Annotated in this window: 24 protein-coding genes and 1 riboswitch; of the genes, 14 read left to right on the forward strand and 10 right to left on the reverse strand. The window is 45.9% G+C overall.

The genetic code is table 11. The features are described 5' to 3' along the window. Nucleotides 1-31 precede the first annotated feature (31 nt). Together BW931_RS00350 and BW931_RS00355 are read right to left on the reverse strand one after the other, a co-directional pair. A complete protein-coding gene (locus tag BW931_RS00350) occupies nucleotides 32-1,129 on the reverse strand; it encodes an ABC transporter ATP-binding protein (RefSeq protein WP_076569060.1) in 1,098 nt (365 codons plus the stop codon). Between the two features lie 118 nt (nucleotides 1,130-1,247). Continuing rightward, nucleotides 1,248-2,126, reverse strand: coding sequence for a PucR family transcriptional regulator (locus BW931_RS00355; RefSeq protein ID WP_076569062.1), 879 nt, complete (start codon nucleotides 2,124-2,126; stop codon nucleotides 1,248-1,250). Nucleotides 2,127-2,212: 86 nt separating this feature from the next. On the opposite strand from BW931_RS00355, the gene BW931_RS00360 reads away from it, so the two are divergent. The 4 genes from BW931_RS00360 to BW931_RS00375 all read left to right on the forward strand — a co-directional run bounded on the left by BW931_RS00360 (nucleotide 2,213) and on the right by BW931_RS00375 (nucleotide 5,131). Beyond that, entirely contained in the window at nucleotides 2,213-2,494 is a 282-nt protein-coding gene (locus BW931_RS00360; protein WP_076569064.1) for a metal-sensitive transcriptional regulator, read from the forward strand. A 167-nt stretch (nucleotides 2,495-2,661) separates the two neighbouring features. Next, nucleotides 2,662-3,801 (forward strand): DUF445 domain-containing protein, encoded by a 1,140-nt coding sequence (locus BW931_RS00365; protein ID WP_076569067.1) that lies wholly within the window; start codon nucleotides 2,662-2,664, stop codon nucleotides 3,799-3,801. A gap of 72 nt (nucleotides 3,802-3,873) precedes the next feature. Continuing rightward, entirely contained in the window at nucleotides 3,874-4,233 is a 360-nt protein-coding gene (locus BW931_RS00370; protein ID WP_008592250.1) for a YlbF/YmcA family competence regulator, read from the forward strand. 130 nt (nucleotides 4,234-4,363) lie between these two features. Beyond that, nucleotides 4,364-5,131, forward strand: coding sequence for an enoyl-CoA hydratase (locus BW931_RS00375; RefSeq protein ID WP_008592252.1), 768 nt, complete (start codon nucleotides 4,364-4,366; stop codon nucleotides 5,129-5,131). Between the two features lie 102 nt (nucleotides 5,132-5,233). Here the strand turns inward: BW931_RS00375 and BW931_RS00380 are convergent, their stop codons facing one another. Further along, complete coding sequence (locus tag BW931_RS00380) at nucleotides 5,234-5,419, reverse strand: YhzD family protein (RefSeq protein WP_008592256.1); 186 nt, start codon at nucleotides 5,417-5,419, stop codon at nucleotides 5,234-5,236. Nucleotides 5,420-5,533: 114 nt separating this feature from the next. Here BW931_RS00380 and BW931_RS00385 point away from each other — a divergent pair, with 114 nt between their 5' ends. The 4 genes from BW931_RS00385 to yhaM all read left to right on the forward strand — a co-directional run bounded on the left by BW931_RS00385 (nucleotide 5,534) and on the right by yhaM (nucleotide 9,325). Next, the gene (locus BW931_RS00385; RefSeq protein WP_008592257.1) at nucleotides 5,534-6,430 is read left to right on the forward strand and encodes an ABC transporter ATP-binding protein; all 897 of its coding nucleotides are present in this window, start codon (nucleotides 5,534-5,536) and stop codon (nucleotides 6,428-6,430) included. Next, nucleotides 6,423-7,652, forward strand: a complete 1,230-nt coding sequence (locus BW931_RS00390) for an ABC transporter permease (protein ID WP_008592259.1) — start codon at nucleotides 6,423-6,425, stop codon at nucleotides 7,650-7,652. Before BW931_RS00385 ends, BW931_RS00390 begins: the two co-directional genes overlap by 8 nt. A gap of 160 nt (nucleotides 7,653-7,812) precedes the next feature. Continuing rightward, a complete protein-coding gene (locus BW931_RS00395; protein WP_008592260.1) occupies nucleotides 7,813-8,385 on the forward strand; it encodes a GbsR/MarR family transcriptional regulator in 573 nt (190 codons plus the stop codon). Then, a complete protein-coding gene (yhaM, locus tag BW931_RS00400; protein ID WP_008592261.1) occupies nucleotides 8,378-9,325 on the forward strand; it encodes a 3'-5' exoribonuclease YhaM in 948 nt (315 codons plus the stop codon). Before BW931_RS00395 ends, yhaM begins: the two co-directional genes overlap by 8 nt. Nucleotides 9,326-9,438: 113 nt before the next feature. Here the strand turns inward: yhaM and BW931_RS00405 are convergent, their stop codons facing one another. From BW931_RS00405 to BW931_RS00420, 4 genes are all read right to left on the reverse strand, one after another. Beyond that, complete coding sequence (locus tag BW931_RS00405; RefSeq protein WP_008592262.1) at nucleotides 9,439-10,347, reverse strand: peptidylprolyl isomerase; 909 nt, start codon at nucleotides 10,345-10,347, stop codon at nucleotides 9,439-9,441. Nucleotides 10,348-10,552: 205 nt separating this feature from the next. Next, a complete protein-coding gene (locus BW931_RS00410; RefSeq protein WP_008592263.1) occupies nucleotides 10,553-10,741 on the reverse strand; it encodes a hypothetical protein in 189 nt (62 codons plus the stop codon). Between the two features lie 82 nt (nucleotides 10,742-10,823). Further along, the gene (locus BW931_RS00415; protein ID WP_008592264.1) at nucleotides 10,824-11,375 is read right to left on the reverse strand and encodes a DUF3267 domain-containing protein; all 552 of its coding nucleotides are present in this window, start codon (nucleotides 11,373-11,375) and stop codon (nucleotides 10,824-10,826) included. A 322-nt stretch (nucleotides 11,376-11,697) separates the two neighbouring features. Further along, the gene (locus BW931_RS00420) at nucleotides 11,698-12,222 is read right to left on the reverse strand and encodes a GbsR/MarR family transcriptional regulator (RefSeq protein ID WP_008592265.1); all 525 of its coding nucleotides are present in this window, start codon (nucleotides 12,220-12,222) and stop codon (nucleotides 11,698-11,700) included. Between the two features lie 273 nt (nucleotides 12,223-12,495). Here BW931_RS00420 and BW931_RS00425 point away from each other — a divergent pair, with 273 nt between their 5' ends. The 3 genes from BW931_RS00425 (at nucleotide 12,496) to BW931_RS00435 (ending at nucleotide 15,539) form a co-directional block, all read left to right on the forward strand. Further along, complete coding sequence (locus BW931_RS00425; RefSeq protein WP_008592266.1) at nucleotides 12,496-13,698, forward strand: quaternary amine ABC transporter ATP-binding protein; 1,203 nt, start codon at nucleotides 12,496-12,498, stop codon at nucleotides 13,696-13,698. Continuing rightward, on the forward strand, nucleotides 13,682-14,533 hold the full coding sequence (locus tag BW931_RS00430) for an ABC transporter permease (RefSeq protein ID WP_076569070.1): 852 nt from the start codon (nucleotides 13,682-13,684) through the stop codon (nucleotides 14,531-14,533). The genes BW931_RS00425 and BW931_RS00430 overlap by 17 nt, the downstream gene beginning before the upstream one ends. 64 nt (nucleotides 14,534-14,597) lie before the next feature. Further along, nucleotides 14,598-15,539, forward strand: a complete 942-nt coding sequence (locus tag BW931_RS00435; RefSeq protein WP_076569072.1) for a glycine betaine ABC transporter substrate-binding protein — start codon at nucleotides 14,598-14,600, stop codon at nucleotides 15,537-15,539. An 86-nt stretch (nucleotides 15,540-15,625) separates the two neighbouring features. Here the strand turns inward: BW931_RS00435 and BW931_RS00440 are convergent, their stop codons facing one another. The 3 genes from BW931_RS00440 to BW931_RS00450 all read right to left on the reverse strand — a co-directional run bounded on the left by BW931_RS00440 (nucleotide 15,626) and on the right by BW931_RS00450 (nucleotide 17,191). Beyond that, nucleotides 15,626-16,018 (reverse strand): YtxH domain-containing protein, encoded by a 393-nt coding sequence (locus BW931_RS00440; RefSeq protein ID WP_076569075.1) that lies wholly within the window; start codon nucleotides 16,016-16,018, stop codon nucleotides 15,626-15,628. 122 nt (nucleotides 16,019-16,140) lie between these two features. Next, nucleotides 16,141-16,668 carry a tryptophan transporter gene (locus tag BW931_RS00445; protein WP_076569078.1) on the reverse strand — a complete coding sequence of 176 codons (528 nt, stop codon included), beginning with the start codon at nucleotides 16,666-16,668 and terminating at the stop codon, nucleotides 16,141-16,143. A 100-nt stretch (nucleotides 16,669-16,768) separates the two neighbouring features. Beyond that, nucleotides 16,769-17,191: an HIT family protein gene (locus tag BW931_RS00450; protein WP_008590189.1), complete on the reverse strand. Its 423-nt coding sequence runs from the start codon at nucleotides 17,189-17,191 to the stop codon at nucleotides 16,769-16,771. A 121-nt stretch (nucleotides 17,192-17,312) separates the two neighbouring features. Here BW931_RS00450 and BW931_RS00455 point away from each other — a divergent pair, with 121 nt between their 5' ends. The 3 genes from BW931_RS00455 to BW931_RS00465 all read left to right on the forward strand — a co-directional run bounded on the left by BW931_RS00455 (nucleotide 17,313) and on the right by BW931_RS00465 (nucleotide 20,633). Further along, a complete protein-coding gene (locus BW931_RS00455) occupies nucleotides 17,313-18,056 on the forward strand; it encodes an ABC transporter ATP-binding protein (RefSeq protein WP_076569613.1) in 744 nt (247 codons plus the stop codon). After that, nucleotides 18,049-19,263 carry an ABC transporter permease gene (locus tag BW931_RS00460; protein ID WP_076569081.1) on the forward strand — a complete coding sequence of 405 codons (1,215 nt, stop codon included), beginning with the start codon at nucleotides 18,049-18,051 and terminating at the stop codon, nucleotides 19,261-19,263. Before BW931_RS00455 ends, BW931_RS00460 begins: the two co-directional genes overlap by 8 nt. A 75-nt stretch (nucleotides 19,264-19,338) precedes the next feature. Continuing rightward, nucleotides 19,339-19,447, forward strand: a riboswitch (SAM riboswitch). Nucleotides 19,448-19,520: 73 nt separating this feature from the next. Beyond that, nucleotides 19,521-20,633, forward strand: coding sequence for an aminotransferase class I/II-fold pyridoxal phosphate-dependent enzyme (locus BW931_RS00465; protein ID WP_076569083.1), 1,113 nt, complete (start codon nucleotides 19,521-19,523; stop codon nucleotides 20,631-20,633). Nucleotides 20,634-20,672 lie beyond the last annotated feature (39 nt).

Consider the following 20,672-nt stretch of genomic DNA (forward strand, 5'->3'; position numbering starts at 1 on the left):
AATTGGGGCAAAAAGCGCTGTTGTTAAGTGATTACCTGATTCGAAGCTCTGATTCTTTATCGAAGAAGTGAGCTTTATTCATATCCATGGCGATTTCTATAGTATCTCCACCTTTGACGTCGGAGCGGGAGTCCACCCGGGCCACAAATTCCTGATTACCTATTTTCGAGTAAAGATAGGACTCCGCTCCCATCAGTTCGGCAACTTCGATGTAAGCCTTGATTTTTTTATCACTGTTACTGTCGATAAAAAGCTGTTCGTCATGGAGTTCTTCCGGACGTATGCCGAGTACGACTTCTTTACCGATGTATCCCTGTTCGCGCAGTGTCTTAATCTTCCCTTCCGGAATAGCTACTTTCGCCTCATCGATTTCTATATGATCCTCACCCAGTTTTCCGGTAAAGAAGTTCATCGCAGGAGAGCCGATGAAGCCGCCGACAAACATGTTTTCCGGCCGGTCGTATACATCTTTCGGGGCTCCGACCTGCTGGATAACACCATCTTTCATAACTACCAGTCTGGTTGCCATCGTCATAGCTTCCGTCTGGTCATGCGTTACGTAAATAGTGGTCGTCTGCAGGCGCTGGTGGAGCTTCTGGATTTCAGCTCGCATTTGTACACGAAGTTTGGCGTCCAGGTTGGAGAGCGGTTCGTCCATGAGGAAGACTTTCGCATCCCGGACGATAGCGCGACCGAGAGCCACACGCTGGCGCTGCCCGCCGGAGAGTGCTTTCGGCTTACGGTCGAGAAGAGATTCGAGCCCAAGGATGTCCGCGGCCCGTTTGACCCGTTCCTGAATTTCTTTTTTATCCATTTTACGAAGTTTCAGTCCGAATGCCATATTATCGTAAACGTTCATGTGCGGATAAAGGGCATAGTTCTGGAAAACCATTGCAATGTCCCGATCTTTCGGTGCCACATCATTCATGCGGTTTTCATCAATCATGAAATCCCCGTCAGTAATGTCCTCAAGTCCTGCGATCATACGCAGAGTCGTCGACTTCCCGCACCCGGAGGGACCGACGAATACGACGAATTCCTTATCGTTGATATGTAAATTAAAATCCTGTACGGCATGTACATTTCCATCATAAACTTTTTGGATATTGTTTAAATTGATTTCAGCCATTATCATTACCCCCGTCATTTTGAAATCGTTTTCTTTATAAGAACCAGTCTATCTCATCCGTACAATAAAGAAAACGGTTAACGTGCACAGGAAAATCAACGGTGTTTTGTGCACGTTGTCAGTAGCGTATGTGAAGAATAGAGAGGTAAACGAGGACGCCTGCGTCGAACTGCCTGATATCCATCCCGGTGAGTTCCGTGAATTTATCGATACGGTATTGCAGGCTGTTGCGGTGCATATATAACGTTTTGGCAGCGGCTGACGCATTCGCTCCGTGTTCAAGAAACACTTTGACGGTATCCAGAAGTTCCCCGTCGGATTCAGCGCCATTCAGGAAATTGGATGCAAGGATTTCTCTGTTCTCTTCTTTTAAACTATCGATATAAAGATAAAGAGCCGTATTCAAAGGCGTGGCGAGTGCTCCCGGAAGATAGCGGGAGGCTGTTTCGGCCATCGTTTGAGAGAAGGCGAAATGGGCATGGACCGACCGGAAATCTTCATAGAATTCACTTACATAGAAACGGATTTTCATATCGAAATCACTCATAAGTACATCCGTCACTTCGTCGAAAGCGATGGTTTCCACCGGCCTCTCTGTCTGTTCTTCAATGATCACCCCGCCTCTTCCGTCCGTCCAGATAATGGAAACAGGAAACGGGAAGAGCGCCTGGAAGGCTTCGTGAAGAGCTTCCTGATCCACGGAATGAGGGGCGGTAAAAAAAATGAAGCGATAACGGCGAGGAGGCCTCTGGAAAGTTGCTTCTTCCCGTTGAAAAAGCAGACGTCTCCACTGATCTTCCCTTAAAGGGATTTCCCGGTCGGCTTTCGGGAAAAGTTCAAGCAGGAGAGTACGCTCACGTTCCGGAACTTCTTCCCGCTTGAGGCCCACTGGCCCTTCGTCCGTATCGAACCAGTAATAGGAATCGTAGGCGTGTACGGAGACTTCTTCCGGTGTTGTATAATTGGAGTAAAGCTGTTTCAGCTGAGCTGCTTTCATAAAACATATCCTTTCTTTTGTATAATCCCGAGTGATGTAGTAGTATTAAAAGAAAATACCAGAATAGCAAGAGGAGGGGCTCCTTCATGGAAGATATAGAGAAGAAAAGTGAATATGATCAGGATGTGAAAAATCGCCTCAAAAGAGTGGAAGGGCAAATACGAGGCATTTTAAAAATGATGGAAGAAGGAAAAGAATGTAAAGATGTCGTAACACAACTATCTGCCGCCCGGTCGGCGATGGATCGTTCCTTAGCATATATTGTAGCAAAAAATTTGGAAACGTGTATTCGTGATGCAGAGAATGAAGGAGAAAGTGCAGACGAAGTAATAGGTGAAGCTATACAAATGCTCGTGAAGAGCCGCTGAAACGCGCCGGTGCCCCGGTGCGTTTTTTTAGTTAAGAGGAACAAAACAGGGGCGTCCTTCCGTGGCTCGGCACACTTGGCATACCTTCGGGTCCCGCGAACTGATTGCACGTTTTTTACCGATTCGCTTATACTGAAAGAAACATAACCGGAAATGAGGATAATTATATGGATCCGATACTGTTTACAATTATGATGATCGGAATTGGAGCAATGATCGGGGGAGTGACGAACTCTCTCGCCATACGTATGTTGTTTCGTCCCTATCGTCCTGTATATATAGGCAAATTTCAAATACCGTTCACTCCGGGACTTATTCCCAAACGGCAAAGTGAACTGGCAAAACAACTGGGTGAAATGGTGGTGGAACACCTGGTGACTCCGAGCGGGCTCAGGAATAAGCTTTTGAACGAGACATTCAGGGAAACACTGCTAAGGGGAACCAGAAAAGAAGTGAACCGTTTCCTCGATTCAAAAATCACTCTGGGAGAACTCATTTCTCCCATGGCCCCGGAACTTACGAAAGAAAACGTGCACGGAGAACTTGAAAAACAGCTGGAGAAAACTATCAGCGGGTGGCTGGACAGAAGAAAAGACGTAAAAATAAAAGATATTGTGCCGGGAGAATGGGAAGAGAGGGGGATATTTCTTACAAAACGCGCAAGCATCTATGTACAGAGGAAAATAGCTTCGTATCTTGAAAGCCCGGACGGACGATATCGTGTAAAGGCTCTTATCAACGATTATTTTGAAAAACACGGGATGTTCGGCCAGCTCATGTCTTCTATTTTCAGCAGCAGAAACATAAGCGAACGGCTGCATGGCACTATGGTGAGATATGCAAACAAAGAAGAGACCAGACAGTGGATTGAAGACGTGATGGTGGAGGAGTATAAACACCTGATTGCTTTGAAAGTGGAAGATATTGAACAACACATCAGGCGTGAGGAGATAATCGCCTCTTTCTCCGGAGCGTTAAGCAGTCTCGTGCCTCTGGAGAGATACTGGGATAAACCGCTCTCCGAGATTTCGGCCCCTGTGCGGGAGAGGATTACGGAAGATGGAGTGGCTTTTGTCGTTCCGAAAGCGATCGATTTTCTTTCGGTACAGATGGAAAGTGTCATTAAACATTTGCATCTGGAAGATATCGTGAAGGAACAGGTGGAAGCTTTCGAGGTATCACGCCTTGAAGATCTGGTGCTCGGAATTTCACGTCGCGAGTTCAAGATGATCACTTATCTCGGAGCTATGTTAGGGGGATTTGTAGGCCTTCTTCAAAGTGGTATCGTACTCCTCCTTGGAATATAAGTTTTTGCCTATACAGACGGAAACTCGTTTGTTATAGTAGGAAAAGAGTCAAATTTAGGAGGTTATTTTTCAATGGCTAATATTTATGATAATGCATATGAACTGGAAAAAGCACTACGTAACAGTGAAGAATTTACAGCACTTAAAGACGCTTATGACAAAGTGATGAGCGATGAATCTTCTAAACAGATGTTCGAAGATTTCCGTCAGACGCAAATGACGCTTCAACAGAAGCAGATGCAGGGAGAAGAAATCTCCGAAGAAGAAGTGGAAAAAGCGCAGAGCGTTGTACAACTTGTACAGCAGCATCCTGATATTTCCAAGCTGATGGAAGAAGAGCAGCGTTTGAACACGGTCATCAATGAGGTAAGCCAGATCATTACGAAACCTCTTGAGGATCTTTACGGTACCCAGGATCAGGAAGAACAGTAAAAAGTCGCCTTCGGGCGGCTTTTTTTTATGCCAAGAAAAGGGTGCGTATATTGTTAAAAGGAAAGTCGGAATTTTCGTCGAAATGTATAATACAGGAAGGTATGTAAAGAATTAAAAAGGGGGAAACACATTGAATTATTTCCGTTTAGAACAGCACGACTCTTTTGTACACGTTCAATTGGCACGTCCCGACAAATACAATGCATTGAATGCACCGATGCTTAAGGAGTTCAGGGAAGTGCTAGAGGAAGTGAGAGGATACGAAGCGGATCTGGTTCTGATATCCGGCGAAGGTCCCGGATTCTGTGCCGGAGGCGACATTTCGATGATGAAAGAGTTTTCGGATGATGAAAAATACAGCGCACTGATGAATGACATCGAAGCGATTGTTAAAGAAATCTATACGATGCCTAAAATAGTCGTTGCTGCCGTGCACGGCTCTGCTGTAGGACTCGGGTTGAGTATCGCCCTCAGCTGCGATTATATTATTGCTGAAAAAAATGCAGTATTTTCGATGAATTTTATCGGGATCGGTCTGGCTCCGGACGGAGGCGGCCACTACTGGCTGAAGGAAAGGCTCGGTGTGCATCATGCGAAACAGTACGCCTGGGAGGGTGCGAAACTGTCGGGACAAGAAGCTCAGGAACTGAAGCTCGTGGATATGGTTACGGAAGAATTGATGTCCCAGGCGGAAGCTCTGATGACGAGCTGGAGCCGCAGGCCTTTGAGGTCGATGATTGCCACGAAGACTCTGTACCATCAGGCGGGCGTAAAGGAACTGGATTATTACCTGCAGCAGGAACGGGTTAACCAGAGGAAACTGAGTGAAACGAAAGATCACAAGGAAGCGGTCCGTGCTTTTATGGAAAAAAGAAAGCCGGAATTCACAGGTGAATAATCGGGGAAACGACTGAAGAATCTAAGATCAAAGTTCATTCTGAAATTGAATCAAAGAAGCCTTCCTCTGTTTCCAGAAGGAAGGCTTCGCTATGTGTTGAAGTTATCTGTGAAACAGAACGAGATGACCTTCAGGCGCTACGCAGCGATGAGTCTGTTCTTCATATCCCTGCTCGGCCAACTTCCCTTTTCCGATTTCCGCAGCAGATTTATCGTCTTCCGCTTCAAACCTTTCGTCGATCAGGTTGGTGCCGTCCTGGCTGAATACTGTCAGAAAATATGTTTTCATTTATGTACCCTCCTTTTTGGATGAATGCCTATTCACATTATAGAAGTTTTTGTTTAAAAATGAAACGTTTTCACTGAAGAAACGTAATCGAAAGAAAATGAAGGAGGAGGAAATATGCTGAAACTTGAAAATGTAACTAAAAAATTCGGCTCGTTTGTTGCAGTCGACAGCCTTTCCATAGAAATACCCGAAAAGCAGATGTTCGGGTTCCTCGGAGGAAATGGTGCGGGTAAAACGACAACATTCCGTATGATTCTCGGTCTTCTCGACCAGACAGAAGGGGAAATCTCCTGGAATGAAGGAGGAATCGGGTACGATCAGAGTCACCTCGTCGGTTATCTGCCGGAGGAGAGGGGGCTGTATCCGAAACTTAAAGTCGAAGATCAGCTCGTCTATCTGGCCAAACTGAGAGGGATGAATAAGCAGGACGCCCGCGGTGAAATCAACTACTGGCTGGAGCGTTTCAAAGTGCCCGATTACCGGACGAAAAAAGTGGAAGAGCTTTCGAAAGGAAATCAGCAGAAAATCCAGTTCATTTCCGCCGTGCTGCATAAGCCGAAACTGCTGATTCTGGATGAACCCTTTACGGGACTCGACCCGGTAAACGTGGAGATGCTGAAAGAAGCCGTGAAAGAGCTGAAAGAAAAGGGCACTTCCATCGTCTTCTCCTCCCACCGGATGGAGCACGTCGAAGAACTTTGTGAAAGCTTGTGTATTATGCATAAAGGAGCGCCGGTAGTGCATGGGAAATTAAAGGAAATCAAACGCTCGTTCGGAAAGAAAAATGTGCAGATCGAAGCCGACTTCGATGTTTCATTCCTGAAAGAGGAAGAGGTGGTGCTCCACTATAAAGCTGTACCGGAGGGGGCGACCTGTCAGATACATAAGGAAGAAGATGCACAGGTACTTTTCGAAGCCCTGCAGGGCAAAGGATTTGTGAGAAAATTCGAGGTGGAGGAACCGTCGCTTGAAGATATCTTCATTGAAAAGGTAGGGGAATCATATGAATAAGTTTTTTGTCATTCTATCCCATACATATACTAACAGAATTAAATCAAAGGCCTTTATCATTACTACTGCTCTTATGGTGGCTGCTATCCTGCTCATGACGAATATACAGACGGTAATGGAAGTCTTCCAGGGGGACGAGGATGAAAAATCCTCCGTAGCTCTTATTGCAGATGAACCGGAGGCGTCTGCTCTCGCTGCATCCATTCCCGGTGGAGAAATATATGAAGGAGAAGCGGAAGACGCGAAAAAGTCGGTAAGAGATGGCAAATTCGATGGGCTTCTCGTAGTCGAAAAAGGAGAAGCAGGATTGCCGGCCGGTCATTACTACACGGACGAATTCACTTCCTCCACGGATCAGGAAGTCAGGCAGGCATTACAGCAGGTCAAAATGAACGCTGCGGCGCGGCAGCAGAATATATCCGGAGAAGCACTTGCCGAAATTTCCACGCCTGTGGAATTTGAGACGACAGCACTGGAAGAGGGGGCTAAGTCCGAAGAAGAGCTGAACCAGGCCCGCGTGATCGTCTATATTATGCTGTTCGTTATGTATCTTGCTGTCATTATGTACGGAAACATCATTGCCACGGAAGTGACTACGGAAAAGTCGAGCCGGGTAATGGAAATTCTTATTTCCAGCGTATCGCCGGTCACGCAGATGTTCGGAAAAATAACAGGGGTTGCCCTGGTGGGGCTGAGTCAATTCGGGATTTTTATTCTCAGCGGTATTGTGGGTATCCGTATGAGTGACAGTTCGGAGAATTCCCTTATCCAGATGGCCGGTCTCAGCAACCCGGACTGGGGCATCATCACTTATGCAGTCATTTATTTTCTGCTCGGCTACTTCCTGTATGCCACACTGGCCGCGGTGCTCGGTTCACTCGTAAGCCGGGTGGAAGATGCCCAACAGACGGTGACACCGATGATGATGCTGGTGGTCGTAGCGTTCTTTTTTGCGATATCCGCCCTCAGCAACCCGAACGCTTTTTATATAGCGGCGGCTTCCTATATCCCTTTTTTCACTCCCTTCGTCATGTTCACGAGAATAGGAGTGGGAGAAATGCCGGTATGGGAAGTGGTTCTGTCGTTCGGCGTTCTCGTCGGCGCAATCATACTGCTCGGAGTTATCGGTGCCAGAATTTATCGGGGAGGTGTACTTATGTACAGCAGCTCCTCGCTATGGAAAAACACGAAAGAAGCGCTGCAGCTTTCCAAAAAAGAATGAAGAACATGTTTCCCTGCCTCCCGGGCAGGGAATTTGTTATATAGCTGAATACGTTTGATAAGCAGGTGAACTAAAAGATAAAAAGGGATAGAGCTTTTTAAGAAAATATTTGATAGAATAGATGGATGTTAATTTTGAATCAGACGGGAGGGATCCTCCAGTGGAAAATAAAGAATGGCAGCAGTATGAAGAAACGAAAGAAAAGTTTATTCAGGTGATCGCTAAAAATATGAACCTTTACGGGGTTACTCCATCTATCGGACGTCTTTATGGAGTTTTGTATTTTGCCGAGAAACCTATGACGCTCGATGACATGAGAGAAGCGCTATCCATGAGCAAAACGAGCATGTCTACAGGAGTGAAAGTACTATCTGATATGAAAATGGTAGAACCTGCTTTTAAAAAAGGGATGCGCAAAGATCTGTATAAGTCTGAAGAAGACTGGTACAAATCCTTCACTTCTCTTTTTGCTAGTAAATGGAAGAAAGATGTAGAAACGAACATAGAAGAAGCGGATGAAGCCATCGAAGAGTTCCGGAATCTGCAGCAGAACACGGAAGATTTACTGTTAAGGGAACGACTCGAAGACGATATATACAAGTTGCAGTATGCGAAAAACTACTATGAATGGCTGATGAACTTTATTCGTGTTGTGGAATCCGGGGAAATCTTCCGGTATGTTCCCAAAGTGGAGCAGAAACCTGTCAGGAGAGAGGGGGTTTCCTATGAGTAAGGGAATTGCTCATTATCAGGTAGGGGAGACGTTCGACGATTTCCTGCTCATCACCTCGGCGAATAAAAGTATCGCCAGTAACGGTAAACCGTTTTTAGCCCTGCTTTTACGTGACCGTACCGGGGAAATCGACGCCCGGTTGTGGGGCGCAAAAAAAGAAGATGAGACGTTGTTTAAAAAAGGTGTATTAGTGAAGGTATCCGGGGAGATAAGTCAATTCAGAAATAAGCCCCAATTGAAAATTCAGCACATACGTCAGGCGCTGGAGGAAGACGGAAGAGAAGTGAAACAATTCGTGGAGGAAGCGCCGGTGAGTGTGGAGTGGCTTGAAGATCAGATCAAAGAATTCATGTTCGAAATGACCAACGCTAATCTTCAGCGGCTCACCCGCTACTTCGTAAAAGAGTACAACGAAGAACTTTTCACATATCCTGCCGCTACGAGGAACCACCATAACTACGTTTCAGGCCTTGCTCACCATGTTGTCACCATGCTCCGCCTAGCCAGGGAAATCGGTGGAATTTACCCGGAAGTAAACAAGGATTTACTGTACGCCGGAATTATCGTACATGATCTAGGTAAAATAAGAGAGCTTTCGGACCCTGATTCACCCGAGTATACGATTGAAGGCCGTTTGCTCGGGCACATTTCCATAATGGTCGAGGAAATCCAGCATGCGGCCTCGGAACTTCATATCGAAGGGGAGGAAGTGATGGCGCTGAAGCATCTTGTACTGAGTCATCACGGTAAAGGTGAATGGGGCAGCCCGAAACCACCTTACATTCGCGAAGCAGAAATTCTGCACCAGATCGATATGCTGGACTCCCGCATACAAATGATGAACACCTCCCTGCAAAAGACAAAGCCAGGCAGCTTTACGGAGAGGATTTATCCGCTGGAGCAGCGCTCTTTTTACAAACCCCTGTTTGAAATGGAGTGAGAACCACACCTCCCCTGCCTGCAGTTTTACAGAAGTCTATTAATAATAAATTTATGTACAAATAAATAAAACAAGCCGGGGGATTGGATAAATCCCCCAGCTTTTAAATTGGACTATTCTTCGGAACTTCCATCTTCTTCAGAATCCCCGCTGCCTTCTTCAGCTGATTCCTGTTTAAACAGTCCCTCGAATTCTTCCAGTTTCACGTCAATTTCAGCTTCATCCATGATTTTCTGCAGATGCTGCTGCATTTTCTGCTGATCGACTTTCTGACTTACGAGCGTTCTTTTGATTTCCGGTTTAGCTTCCTCGTAAGGTTTCACATCTTCCGCATCACGTTTATCGGTGACCTTTATGATGTGGTAGCCGAATTGAGACTGGACAGGTTCGCTGATTTCACCCTTATCCAGTTTGTAAGCAGCCGCTTCGAACTCCTGGGCCATTTCCCCGGGGCCGAAGTAACCGAGTTTGCCGCCCTGCTGTGCAGAGCCGTCAGAGGAATATTCGCTGGCAAGTTCACTGAATTCTGCTCCATCAGCCAGCTTTTTCTTAACTTCCTCTGCCGTTTCTTTGTCTTCGACAAGAATATGGCTTGCCTGTACTTCTGTTTTCATGCGTTCGTAGTAGTCTTTCATTTCCTTTTCGGAAATATCTACTGTTTCAGCAGCAGCCTGTTCTTGAAGAAGACTTTGACGTATCGTTTCCTTAAAAGCGTCCACATCTTCAAAACCGCTACTCTCGAGAGCTTGATCGAACTGGTCTCCGTATTGTTCCTTCAGGGCGTCCACTTCTTTTTGCACGGCCTCATCACTTACGTCATACTTTTCGGTCAGTACTTCATTCGTCACAAGCTGCTGAAGTACCTCTTCCCCGTGTTTATTTTTCAGTTCGTTATAGAATTCTTCTTTTGTAATTTCACTGTTTGCGGTTTCTGCAACCGTTTCGGAGGAATCATCCGAACTGCATGCCGCAAGCGTAAAAACACTCGTAGCTAAAATTGTGGTTAATACAGCTTTTTTCATAATGGTCGTACACTCCTTGTATGTAATTTGCAGAGGTGGGCCTGAAGGTCTGCCTAAAAGATAATATAACATAAAAAACATTTCACTTACTACTGTGAATGTAAAGAAACGGAAGGGGGAAACTTGCCTCCATAAAATAAAAACACCGCAGCCCGTACCTGCAGTGTTCCTTAACGATAATTATTTTATAGTGCATGACGCTCTATTATAAAACCGTAATGACTTCCACGTAAGAAGAAATCAGCAGAATGGTAATGAGAACGTTGATCGTACGAAATACTCTCATCTGTTTTTCTTTCTCCATTTTCGTTTTCAGACATAGGGAGTGAGTTAATGAGTTGAAAATAAATAGTACAACTAAAGCAAATACACCAAAAACGACTGCGAAGCTCATAAATAGCCCCTCCTTTACTCTTACGGTTTACTGTATCAAAAACTGGAGAAAATGAAAAGACAGCACTCTTACAGGTGCTGTCTTATGCTTCTTTCCGCTGGATCAGTATGTCGTACCCGTCCTTTGCGTTTTCGATTATACACCGGCGCGGAGCTTTCACGAAATGATAAAGATAAAGGAAGTCTGTGAAAGACATCGCTAAGTTAACGGAAGTGATGAGCATGAAATACACGAAATAATCAGGGAACATGTAAGCCATCATATACGAAGGCGCCGATATGAAAAGAGTCGGGCCGAGCGCCATAAGAATGGACGTCTGTTTTGAAAGTTTCGATTTACACTGATAGAAGAAAGTCGGGAAAACGCGCTTTCTGAATTTCAGGAACACCTTCATACGTTTATAAGACAATAGTAACGGAAGCATATGCATCAGCCGATGAAACAGCGGAAGGAGAAACAGAACGACGACTACCGGAAACAGCCCATAGTCTTTTACTTCATTAGAGCCATGATACATAGATAACGGAATAAATAAGATGAGAAAAGAAATAACCCCAATAAAAATTGAAAAGATATAAATCCGGTTCAGGCCGAATTCTTTATTGATGTTTACTGATTTCCAGCAGTTCATCATAGTGAATACCCTCCTCTGCATCAGAATGCAAGTCAATAGTTGGTTGAATCGTCGACATGCCGGGTCTGCGAAGACTTTTTTCCCCGGCCACAAGAGGAATCATAGTACGGATTGAGAAGAAAAGCAACAGTTTTATAAAAAAGAATTTTAACAGCGTGATGGCGGGGGTCGAAGGGTCCATGGAGTCCTTGCGAAAACGTTGGAGAAGAAGGGTTAATAAGTGCAGGGAGAAGAGAGGGCAGAAAGGCGGCAGGAATAAGTCACAAAAATCAAAATAACCGACTATACGCCGGTTATTTTTAAGAGGGGAGGGTATATATAACTAGTTGACTTCATCTTCTTTCAGCGCAAGTATTTTGGTGAATGCTTCCGTAACGCATGCTTGGAATACTTTCATTTCCTCAGCTTTTTCATAAAGCAGATCCGCTTCTTCGGCGGAACCTTCCTCGACTAACTCATAATTGCTGGCCGCCATCTCTGCCTGCAGCCTTTCCAGATTGTCTTTCTGTTCATCAGCCTGCTGTATCCATTTTTCAATAAAAGAAGAAAGGAAACTTAAATACAGGTTTTTATTAGCCTGATAGAAGTCTTTACGCTTCCCCTTCACCCACACCCGTTCTACGAGCCCCTGCTCCAGCAGACTTCGAATCCCGGTGCTCATGGACGTTTTACTTTTACCTGAAGCCTTACTCATGTCATCCAATGTCATAGGAAAAGGGTGGATGTATAAAATGATAAAAAGCCGCGCGTCCCCGGAGGTAAGACCGAACATCTCAAGAGTTTTAGAAAACTCCTGGACGGTTTTAGCCTGAAATTCTTCTAATAAGGGATAGTTTACAGATGTCATGCAATCCTCCTCCAGTACGAATTACTTTAAGGTTACTACAATGCTACTGCGGGAGAAAATAGTAGCACCGGCAGGAAATAGACGAAAAACAAAGAAAAAAGGCGTATTATACTTTGTTTGTTGTGTACAGTTTAAACTGTACGTTATTTTTGAACTGAATAACATTTATAATAAGTTTGTGTTTTATGTGTCGGATAAGTTACAGTATTACAAGTAGGTAACAAAAAGAGAAAACGAATGGAATCGTTGCTAATTTAGAAAGAGGTGAGGGAATTGCCAGTAATCGACGTAAAAGATTTATCGAAAATATTCGGTAAAAACGCCAAGAAGGCTACCAAATATCTGGATGAAGGTATGTCGAAGGAAGAAATTTTAAAGAAAACCGGGAACACAGTCGGTGTAAACCGCGCTACTTTCAGTGTGGAGGCAGGAGAAATCTTCGTAATAATGGGGCTGTCCGGGAGTGGGAAATCCACTCTGGTACGTCTCGTGAACAGATTGATCGAGCCGACGGAAGGAAGCGTGACGATCGACGGAGAAGACCTTTCCCAGATGGATAAGAAGGCTTTGAGAGAAGTGCGCCGTCGGAAATTAAGTATGGTTTTCCAGCGCTTCGCACTGTTTCCTCATCGGACCATTGTTGAAAATGCGGAATTCGGTCTTGAAGTCCAGAACATAGACAAAGATGAGCGCAGAAAGAAAGCGTCCGAATCGCTCGAGATGGTAGGGCTCGGGGATTATATGAATCAGTTTCCCGGTCAGCTCTCCGGCGGGATGCAGCAGCGTGTCGGACTGGCGCGTGCGCTTGCCAACGACCCGGAAGTACTGCTGATGGATGAAGCGTTTTCGGCACTCGATCCTCTCATTCGAAAAGAGATGCAGGATGAACTGATTGCCCTTCAGCAAAAAATGAAGAAAACGATTCTTTTCATCACGCACGATCTCGACGAAGCACTCCGTATCGGAGATCGTATTGCTCTGATGAAAGATGGAAAGATAGTACAAATCGGCACTCCGGAAGAAATACTCATCAATCCGGCTAATGACTATGTAGAGAGATTTGTCGAGGACGTGGATCGTTCCAAAGTACTGACTGCCGAACACATTATGAAACGGCCGGAGACGGTGGATATAGAGAAACATGGCCCGCGGACTGCTCTTGAAAGAATGAGGAAAGAAGGATTATCAAGTATTTACGTCACCGATGCCGATAGAAATTTAAAAGGATACGTTACCGCTGATGACGTAGCCGAGGCGGCAGGTAAGGAAGAAAAAACTCTGAAAAACATATTACGTACAGAAGTAGTACAGGTGAGCAGGGAGACTACGATGCATGAAATCTTTGATGTGATTCATGACGCTAAAGTCCCGGTAGCCGTAGTGGATAATGAAAAATTGGAAGGAATCATTGTGCGAGGGGCAGTAATTGCCGCTCTGTCCGGAAGTGAGGTGAACCTGAATGGGGATATTTCCTGAAATACCGGTAGCTGAATGGATAACAGCAGCAACTGAAGGCATACAGGAAGGTCTTAAACCTATTTTTACATTTATAAGGGAAGATTTCGGCAACTTTATCGAAGTATTTGCCGAAGACTGGCTGATGAACATACCGATCTGGTTGTTCATCGTAGTAATAGCGGCTCTCGCTTTTTTCGCCTCGGGCAAAAAGTTCGGACTGGTCGCTTTTACGGTGATCGGTTTATGGTTTGTGGCGAACCAGGGGCTATGGGAAGAGCTGATGAATACATTTACACTCGTCATATTTGCAAGTCTGATATCTGTCATTATCGGGGTGCCGTTCGGAATATGGATGGCGAAAAGTAAACCGGTAGAAAATATCCTCACCCCGGTTCTTGACTTTATGCAGACGATGCCGGCGTTCGTTTATCTGATTCCGGCTGTTGCGTTCTTTGGTATCGGCATGGTGCCGGGTGTCTTTGCCTCCGTCATATTCGCTACGCCTCCGACGGTAAGGTTCACCAACCTCGGCATACGTCAGGTGTCCGGTGAATTGATCGAAGCTTCCGATGCTTTCGGAACTACGGGAACACAGAAGCTGTTTAAAGTTCAGCTTCCTATGGCCAAGAAAACGATTATGGCCGGTATCAACCAGACGGTTATGCTCGCACTTTCCATGGTAGTTATCGCCTCCATGATCGGGGCGAAAGGTCTTGGACAGACAGTTATTACAGCCCTTCAGCGTGCTCAGGTAGGACCTGGTTTCGTCGCAGGGTTCGGAATCGTTATTCTGGCAATTATTATCGACCGCTTTACGCAGAATCTTAATACACAGCGGGGAGATAATCCTTAAGCAGGTGGAAGAGGACCACGTGTCCTGATTTATATAAAACTTATTAAGAAAAGGGGAGAAGTACATGTTTAAGTTTGATTGGAAAAGAATTGGTATGACAGCTGGGTTATCGTTGACGCTATTAGCCGCGGGGTGCGGTTCGGACGGAGGCTCTTCGGACTCCGGTGGAGAATCGGGCTCTGACGGTGAATCTTCCGGAAAGGCGAACTATGGTGAGGAAATAAACTACGAAATTACAGGTATTGAAGCAGGTGCCGGTGTTGTAGCGGCCTCCCAGGATGCTGTGGAGAAGTATGACAGTCTTGCCGGGTGGGAAGTATCCACTTCTTCTTCCGGGGCTATGGCAACTGCTCTTGGGGAAGCTATTGACAATGAAGAGCCGATTGTCGTTACCGGCTGGACACCACACTGGAAGTTCGCTGAATATGACCTGAAATATCTTGAAGACCCGCAAGGAGTTTTCGGGGACGCTGAAGAAATCAAAACAATGGTGAAAACGGGACTGAAAGACGAGAAGCCTAATGCTTACAAGATTCTGGATCAGTTCCAGTGGGAAACTTCTCAAATGGAAGAAGTTATGCTTGAAATCCAAAATGGCGCAGACCCTGCAGAGGCTGCAAAAAACTGGGTTTCCAATAATGAAGATGCAGTATCATCCTGGACGGAAGGTACAGAAGAAGTTGATGGAAAAGAAGTAGAACTCGTCTATGTAAACTGGGATTCGGAAATCGCATCTACGAACGTTGTAGCTGAAGTCATGAAGGAACAGGGCTTCGAAGTGACCGCCACTCCTCTCGACAATGGTCCGATGTGGGAAGCTGTAGCCAATGGCGAAGCTGATGGAATGGTAGCGGCATGGTTGCCGGCCACTCATGGTTCCCAGTTCGAGAAGTACGGAGAACAGGTAGAGGATCTCGGGGCTAACCTGGAGGGCGCGAAAATCGGCCTTGTAGTCCCGGAATATATGGATGTAGATTCTATCGAAGATTTACAAGCTGCTGAATAATCATGTCAGGAAAGCGTCCCGGGAGCCGGGACGCTTTTTTTATGAAGGAAGATAAAAAAAGAGCACCCGGAGCGGGTGCTCTTTCATCAGTTGCGGGGAGTTTCTTCGTTTCCGGAGGTACGGTGCTGCTTTGCTTTCTCTTCAAGGTCTGCAAGATTTTCTTCAATCTGTTCTAAGTATTTTTGAATTTCTTTCTGATGGGGAGCGATCGTCTGTTTCCAGCCCTCGACAGAAGAGCTGATATCTTCGCTGAGATGACGGATGAGTGAAAGTGTGTCTTTGGATGTTTCAGTAACCTGATCTTTGAATTGTTTACCATCCTGACCGGACCTGCGTAAAAGACTGTTCAATTCTTTACTTTTACTGACAGCGTTCGAGCGGAATTCCTGGCCGGACGAGGGAGTGCTGAAAAGAACGTAAAGGGCTCCGGCAGCACTTCCGGAAACAATTCCCATAACAAACGGTTTAACTCGGACCATTCTGTTTCCTCCTTTACTCACTAACCTGTACCTGTTTACTGTTTCTCCTGATATGTATACATTTAAACCTTTTCCTCCTGAAAGCAGGAGAGCGGCCAGATAGAGAGACCGCTCCTGTAAAGTCAGGAAGCGCGAAGTGTCTGTGCCGGAGAGTTTCTCATAATTCTGAGAGAAACGGGGTGCAATACCACCATCAGCACAGTGTTTAAAAGCGCTGTCGGGAGTACTACAGTCAGGAATATGGCTATAAAGCCTGCATCCATTAAACCGATAACGAACAGAATCAACCCCAGGAAAATGGAGCCGCTGACAATCGTTCCGACAGCCGTAAGAACAGCTGCTTTGATGCGTTCCTGTTTGAAGTTACGCATGGCGAGAACGAGCACAAATACAATCATACCTGTGACGGGTTTTTCAATAAGGTTTGCGATCTGTCCGCCCGGTGCGGTGGTGGTTAATGCAGAGACGATTCCTGTAGCTGTGGAAAGCACAAGAACGTAAGATACTTTGGGGAACATAATAATCCCCAAAAACATCATGGCAAGCAGCATATCCGGCCTCATTCCGAAAAATATCGGCGGCATGACTGCATGCAGTACAGCCCCTATTCCTATAAACAACGACAGCAACACCAGTACACGAGTATTCATCTAATCTCTCCTCTTCTAAGCTTTTCTGATTTCACTCCAACCGTACCCTCGTGGTCGATTGCGAATGTGTTATAAGTATAACAAAAGTCCCGTACAGTTTCTAAGAAATCTTTTCAGCAATCGTCTGCGACAGTTCCTGAAGCTGTTCCGGAGTGTAGGAATTACTGTTGTCCGTCCATTTGACTCCGAAACCGTCTCCATTTTCGTACCTTGGAAGAACGTGGATGTGTAAGTGAAATACAGACTGATAGGCTGCTTCGTCGTTATTATTTACGATGTTCACCCCATCCGCATCAAAAGCGGATTTAACGGCCGTGGCGATTTTCGGTATTCGTGCAAACACATTGGAGGCTACTTGCGGGTGAGTTTCGTAGATGTTTTTAGTATGCTGTTTTGGAATGACGAGCGTATGACCTTTGGTGACCTGACTAATGTCTAAAAAGGCATAAACTTCTTCGTCTTCATATACTTTGGCTGATGGAATTTCTCCGTTGATAATTTTGCAGAAAATACAATCTGTCATAAATATTCCCTCCTTGATGGGTATTGTACCATAGCAGGACGCAAGAACTGTAATAGGAAAGCCAACTATGGTACTATTTTTTAAAGGAAGGGACCACTACATACGAAAAGAGGGAGTCAGATTGGAATCACTATTACATATCGAAAATTTATTTGGGGGCTATACCCGGAAAAACGTTCTGCACGGCATTTCTCTTCAGGTGAATTCCGGTGAAATAGTTGGTCTTATCGGATTGAACGGCGCCGGGAAAAGTACGACCATCAAGCACGTTATCGGAATGATGGAGGCGAAAAAAGGAAGTGTTTCCATAAACAGTACGTCTTTCAGGGAGAACCCCGAAAGCTATCGTCAACAGCTTGCCTATATCCCCGAGATGCCTATTCTGTACGATGAACTTACGCTGGAAGAGCACCTGCGCCTGACTGCCCGTGCGTATCACATTGATGAACAGACTTTTAACAGCAGAGTCCCCCCTCTCTTAAAAGAATTTCATATGGAAAAAAGGCTTCACTGGTTTCCTGTTCACTTCTCCAAGGGGATGCGTCAGAAAGTCATGATTATGTGTGCTTTTCTGATCGAACCCGCTTTATATATCGTAGATGAGCCGTTTGTAGGGCTCGACCCGCTCGGCATCCAGTCTTATCTGGAATGGATGGAAGAAATGAAGGAGAACGGGGCCGGGGTTCTTATGTCGACTCATATACTCGCCACTGCAGAGAAATACTGTGACCGCTTTGTCATTCTTCATGAAGGAGAAATCAGAGCAGACGGGACACTGGAAGAACTTCGCACATTCTTTTCCATGCCGCGGGCTTCCCTCGACGATATATATGTACGATTGACGAAGGACGATTCCCATGATTAACGCCAGACGTTTCTGGAAAGAGCGGATGAGGGAACACACGAAAGAACTGAGCCGGTATACGCGCTATATTTTTAACGGTCATATTGCGGTAGTGATGTTTTTTCTTCTTTCGGCCGGTGCATACTTTTATCAGCAGTGGCTGCAGACCGTTCCGGAAGATTTCCCCGCCGGACTGATTGTAGCTCTGGTTTTCGCCAGCATTACATCCTACAGTCCGGTACGTACAATGATCAAAGAACCGGACCTGGTTTTTCTTCTGCCGGCGGAGTTCGAGTTGAAGGATTATTTCCGTTTCAGTCTTTACTATAGTTATGTGGTGCAGCTTTACGTAATTTTTCTTGCGGGGGCTGCGCTCGGACCTTTGTATTTTACCGTGTATCCTGAACTGGGTACGGATCACTACCTCGCCATCATTCTGCTTATGCTTGTCGTGAAGGCGGGAGTAATGCAGTCCAACTGGTGGATGCTGCAGGAACGTCAGCCTTCTATACGTATCGGCTATCAGGCGGCGGCGTGGATAGTTTCAGCCGCCCTGTTTTACTCTGCGGCCGTTGGTGCCCTCTTGTTTGTCGTTCCGGGTCTTGTGCTCTTGAGCGGGCTTGTAGTATATGCCTGGAGAGTATCGAAGCAGAAAGCCGGGCTTGCCTGGGATCTTCTGCTGGAAAAAGACCAGGGACGGATGAGAGTGTTCTACAGGCTGGCTAATATGTTCACAGACGTTCCGCATCTGAAAAGCCGGGTGAAACGAAGGCGTCTTATCGTAAAACTTTTGACCGCCCGCATTCCTTTTTCCGGAGATACAACGTACACTTACCTGTACCGAATTACTTTTGCAAGATCCGGCGATTACAGCGGGATGTACATTCGTCTGGCTGCTATAGGTGCTCTTGCTGTATGGTTCGTTCCTAATATGATGATAAGTGTAATTATCGGTGTCCTGTTTCTTTATTTGAGCGGATTCCAGATGATGACGTTGTGGCAGCATCATCGGACTATCGCCTGGCTGGATATTTATCCGGTCTCCTTTGAACAGAGAAAAGAAGAATTGATACGTTTCCTGAGACAGCTTCTTTTCTTCCAGACACTCATTTTCGTCGTGGTATTTGCTGTGCAGATGATGTGGGCGGGAGCCCTTTTGATGGCGTTCGGAGGTATTTTTTTCAGTCGGTTATTTACGGAAACCTTTGTAAGGAAACGACTGAATTGAAAAATAATTAAAAAAATATTGACGAATGCTGCGTTCGTCTATATAATTGGTGAAAATCAAATGAATATTAATGGACTCTTATCCAGAGAGGTGGAGGGACTGGCCCTTTGAAACCTCGGCAACCATTGTTTAAAAGCGAACTGGTGCCAATTCCAGCAAAGCCTGTGCTTTGAAAAGATGAGAGGACGATAGTACACAAATGTGTAGAAATCGGCCTCTTTTCAGGAGGTCGATTTTTTTATGGGAGGGATGCCACTATGGTACACGAGAGAGCGACAATACTGACGCAGGCCGGAAACAGGACGGACCCCGGTACCGGCGCAGTAAGCACTCCGGTTTATTTTTCCACAAGTTATGCCCATCACGGGCTCGGGGAATCCACCGGTTTTGATTACACAAGGACGGCTAACCCCACGCGCTCTGTTTTGGAGAAAACACTTCAGGAACTCGAAAAGGGAGACGGGGCTTTTGCCTGCAGTTCCGGAATGGCAGCTATCCATACAGTTTTCGGTCTGTTCCGCTCGGGGGAGGAGGTGATCGTTTCACGTGATTTGTACGGCGGGACCTACCGGCTGTTTGAAGAAGTTCTTGCCCGGTACGGGATAACTTTTCGTTATGCAGACCTCACGAATGATGCGGCACTGGAGAGTGAAATGAGGGAAAGGACAAAAGCCGTATTTTTCGAGACTCCGGCCAATCCTTTGATGAAGGAGGTGGACATTTCGAAATGCGCTGCTGTCTGCAGAAAATACGGTGTAAGGCTAATAGTGGATAACACGTTTTATTCACCTCTCCTTCAGAATCCTCTGGAAGAAGGGGCGGACATCGTTATCCACAGCGGTACGAAGTATCTTGGAGGTCATAATGACGTCCTGGCGGGGGCGATCATAACGAAAGGGGAGGAGCTCACCCGCACTGTCCAGAACCTTCATAACGGGATTGGTGCGACACTGTCGGCGATGGATTCCTGGCTTTTACTGAGAGGGATGAAAACGCTCCACATACGTATGAAACAGCACGAGGAGAATGCGGAAACAATTGTTGATTATCTGAAGAGCCGTGAAGAGGTCCGGGAAGTCCTGTATCCGGGACGGGGCGGGATGCTTTCTTTCCGTTTAACAAGAGAAGAACAGGTGCCGGTTTTTCTGAAGACCTTAAATATCATTACGTTTGCTGAAAGTCTTGGAGGGGTGGAGAGTTTCATTACTTATCCTGCAACTCAGACGCATGCGGATATTCCGGAGGAGACGAGGGTGAAATATGGAGTGGATAGTTGTCTTCTCCGCTTCTCCGTAGGCATTGAAGATAAAAATGACCTGATGGATGACCTGGGCGCAGCGCTTTTGGAGTCTGTTCGAAAAAGTGCATAACTGCCCTGATACGCAAACCATTATAAAAAGGAGCGAGGT

It is taken from the genome of Salimicrobium salexigens (assembly GCF_900156705.1).
Taxonomy (GTDB): domain Bacteria; phylum Bacillota; class Bacilli; order Bacillales; family Halobacillaceae; genus Salimicrobium; species Salimicrobium album.

What these genes read in the sequence shown, in the direction of transcription:
- BW931_RS00390 (WP_008592259.1), top strand. Translation starts at nt 6,423, where the DNA reads ATGAATAAGTTTTTTGTCATTCTATCCCATACATATACTAACAGAATT.
- BW931_RS00415 (WP_008592264.1), bottom strand. Translation starts at nt 11,375, where the DNA reads ATGATGAACTGCTGGAAATCAGTAAACATCAATAAAGAATTCGGCCTG.
- BW931_RS00440 (WP_076569075.1), bottom strand. Translation starts at nt 16,018, where the DNA reads ATGGTCCGAGTTAAACCGTTTGTTATGGGAATTGTTTCCGGAAGTGCT.
- BW931_RS00350 (WP_076569060.1), bottom strand. Translation starts at nt 1,129, where the DNA reads ATGGCTGAAATCAATTTAAACAATATCCAAAAAGTTTATGATGGAAAT.
- BW931_RS00405 (WP_008592262.1), bottom strand. Translation starts at nt 10,347, where the DNA reads ATGAAAAAAGCTGTATTAACCACAATTTTAGCTACGAGTGTTTTTACG.
- BW931_RS00465 (WP_076569083.1), top strand. Translation starts at nt 19,521, where the DNA reads ATGGTACACGAGAGAGCGACAATACTGACGCAGGCCGGAAACAGGACG.
- BW931_RS00360 (WP_076569064.1), top strand. Translation starts at nt 2,213, where the DNA reads ATGGAAGATATAGAGAAGAAAAGTGAATATGATCAGGATGTGAAAAAT.
- BW931_RS00460 (WP_076569081.1), top strand. Translation starts at nt 18,049, where the DNA reads ATGATTAACGCCAGACGTTTCTGGAAAGAGCGGATGAGGGAACACACG.
- BW931_RS00445 (WP_076569078.1), bottom strand. Translation starts at nt 16,668, where the DNA reads ATGAATACTCGTGTACTGGTGTTGCTGTCGTTGTTTATAGGAATAGGG.
- BW931_RS00435 (WP_076569072.1), top strand. Translation starts at nt 14,598, where the DNA reads ATGTTTAAGTTTGATTGGAAAAGAATTGGTATGACAGCTGGGTTATCG.
- BW931_RS00450 (WP_008590189.1), bottom strand. Translation starts at nt 17,191, where the DNA reads ATGACAGATTGTATTTTCTGCAAAATTATCAACGGAGAAATTCCATCA.
- BW931_RS00420 (WP_008592265.1), bottom strand. Translation starts at nt 12,222, where the DNA reads ATGACATCTGTAAACTATCCCTTATTAGAAGAATTTCAGGCTAAAACC.
- yhaM (WP_008592261.1), top strand. Translation starts at nt 8,378, where the DNA reads ATGAGTAAGGGAATTGCTCATTATCAGGTAGGGGAGACGTTCGACGAT.
- BW931_RS00365 (WP_076569067.1), top strand. Translation starts at nt 2,662, where the DNA reads ATGGATCCGATACTGTTTACAATTATGATGATCGGAATTGGAGCAATG.
- BW931_RS00380 (WP_008592256.1), bottom strand. Translation starts at nt 5,419, where the DNA reads ATGAAAACATATTTTCTGACAGTATTCAGCCAGGACGGCACCAACCTG.
- BW931_RS00385 (WP_008592257.1), top strand. Translation starts at nt 5,534, where the DNA reads ATGCTGAAACTTGAAAATGTAACTAAAAAATTCGGCTCGTTTGTTGCA.
- BW931_RS00430 (WP_076569070.1), top strand. Translation starts at nt 13,682, where the DNA reads ATGGGGATATTTCCTGAAATACCGGTAGCTGAATGGATAACAGCAGCA.
- BW931_RS00355 (WP_076569062.1), bottom strand. Translation starts at nt 2,126, where the DNA reads ATGAAAGCAGCTCAGCTGAAACAGCTTTACTCCAATTATACAACACCG.
- BW931_RS00410 (WP_008592263.1), bottom strand. Translation starts at nt 10,741, where the DNA reads ATGAGCTTCGCAGTCGTTTTTGGTGTATTTGCTTTAGTTGTACTATTT.
- BW931_RS00370 (WP_008592250.1), top strand. Translation starts at nt 3,874, where the DNA reads ATGGCTAATATTTATGATAATGCATATGAACTGGAAAAAGCACTACGT.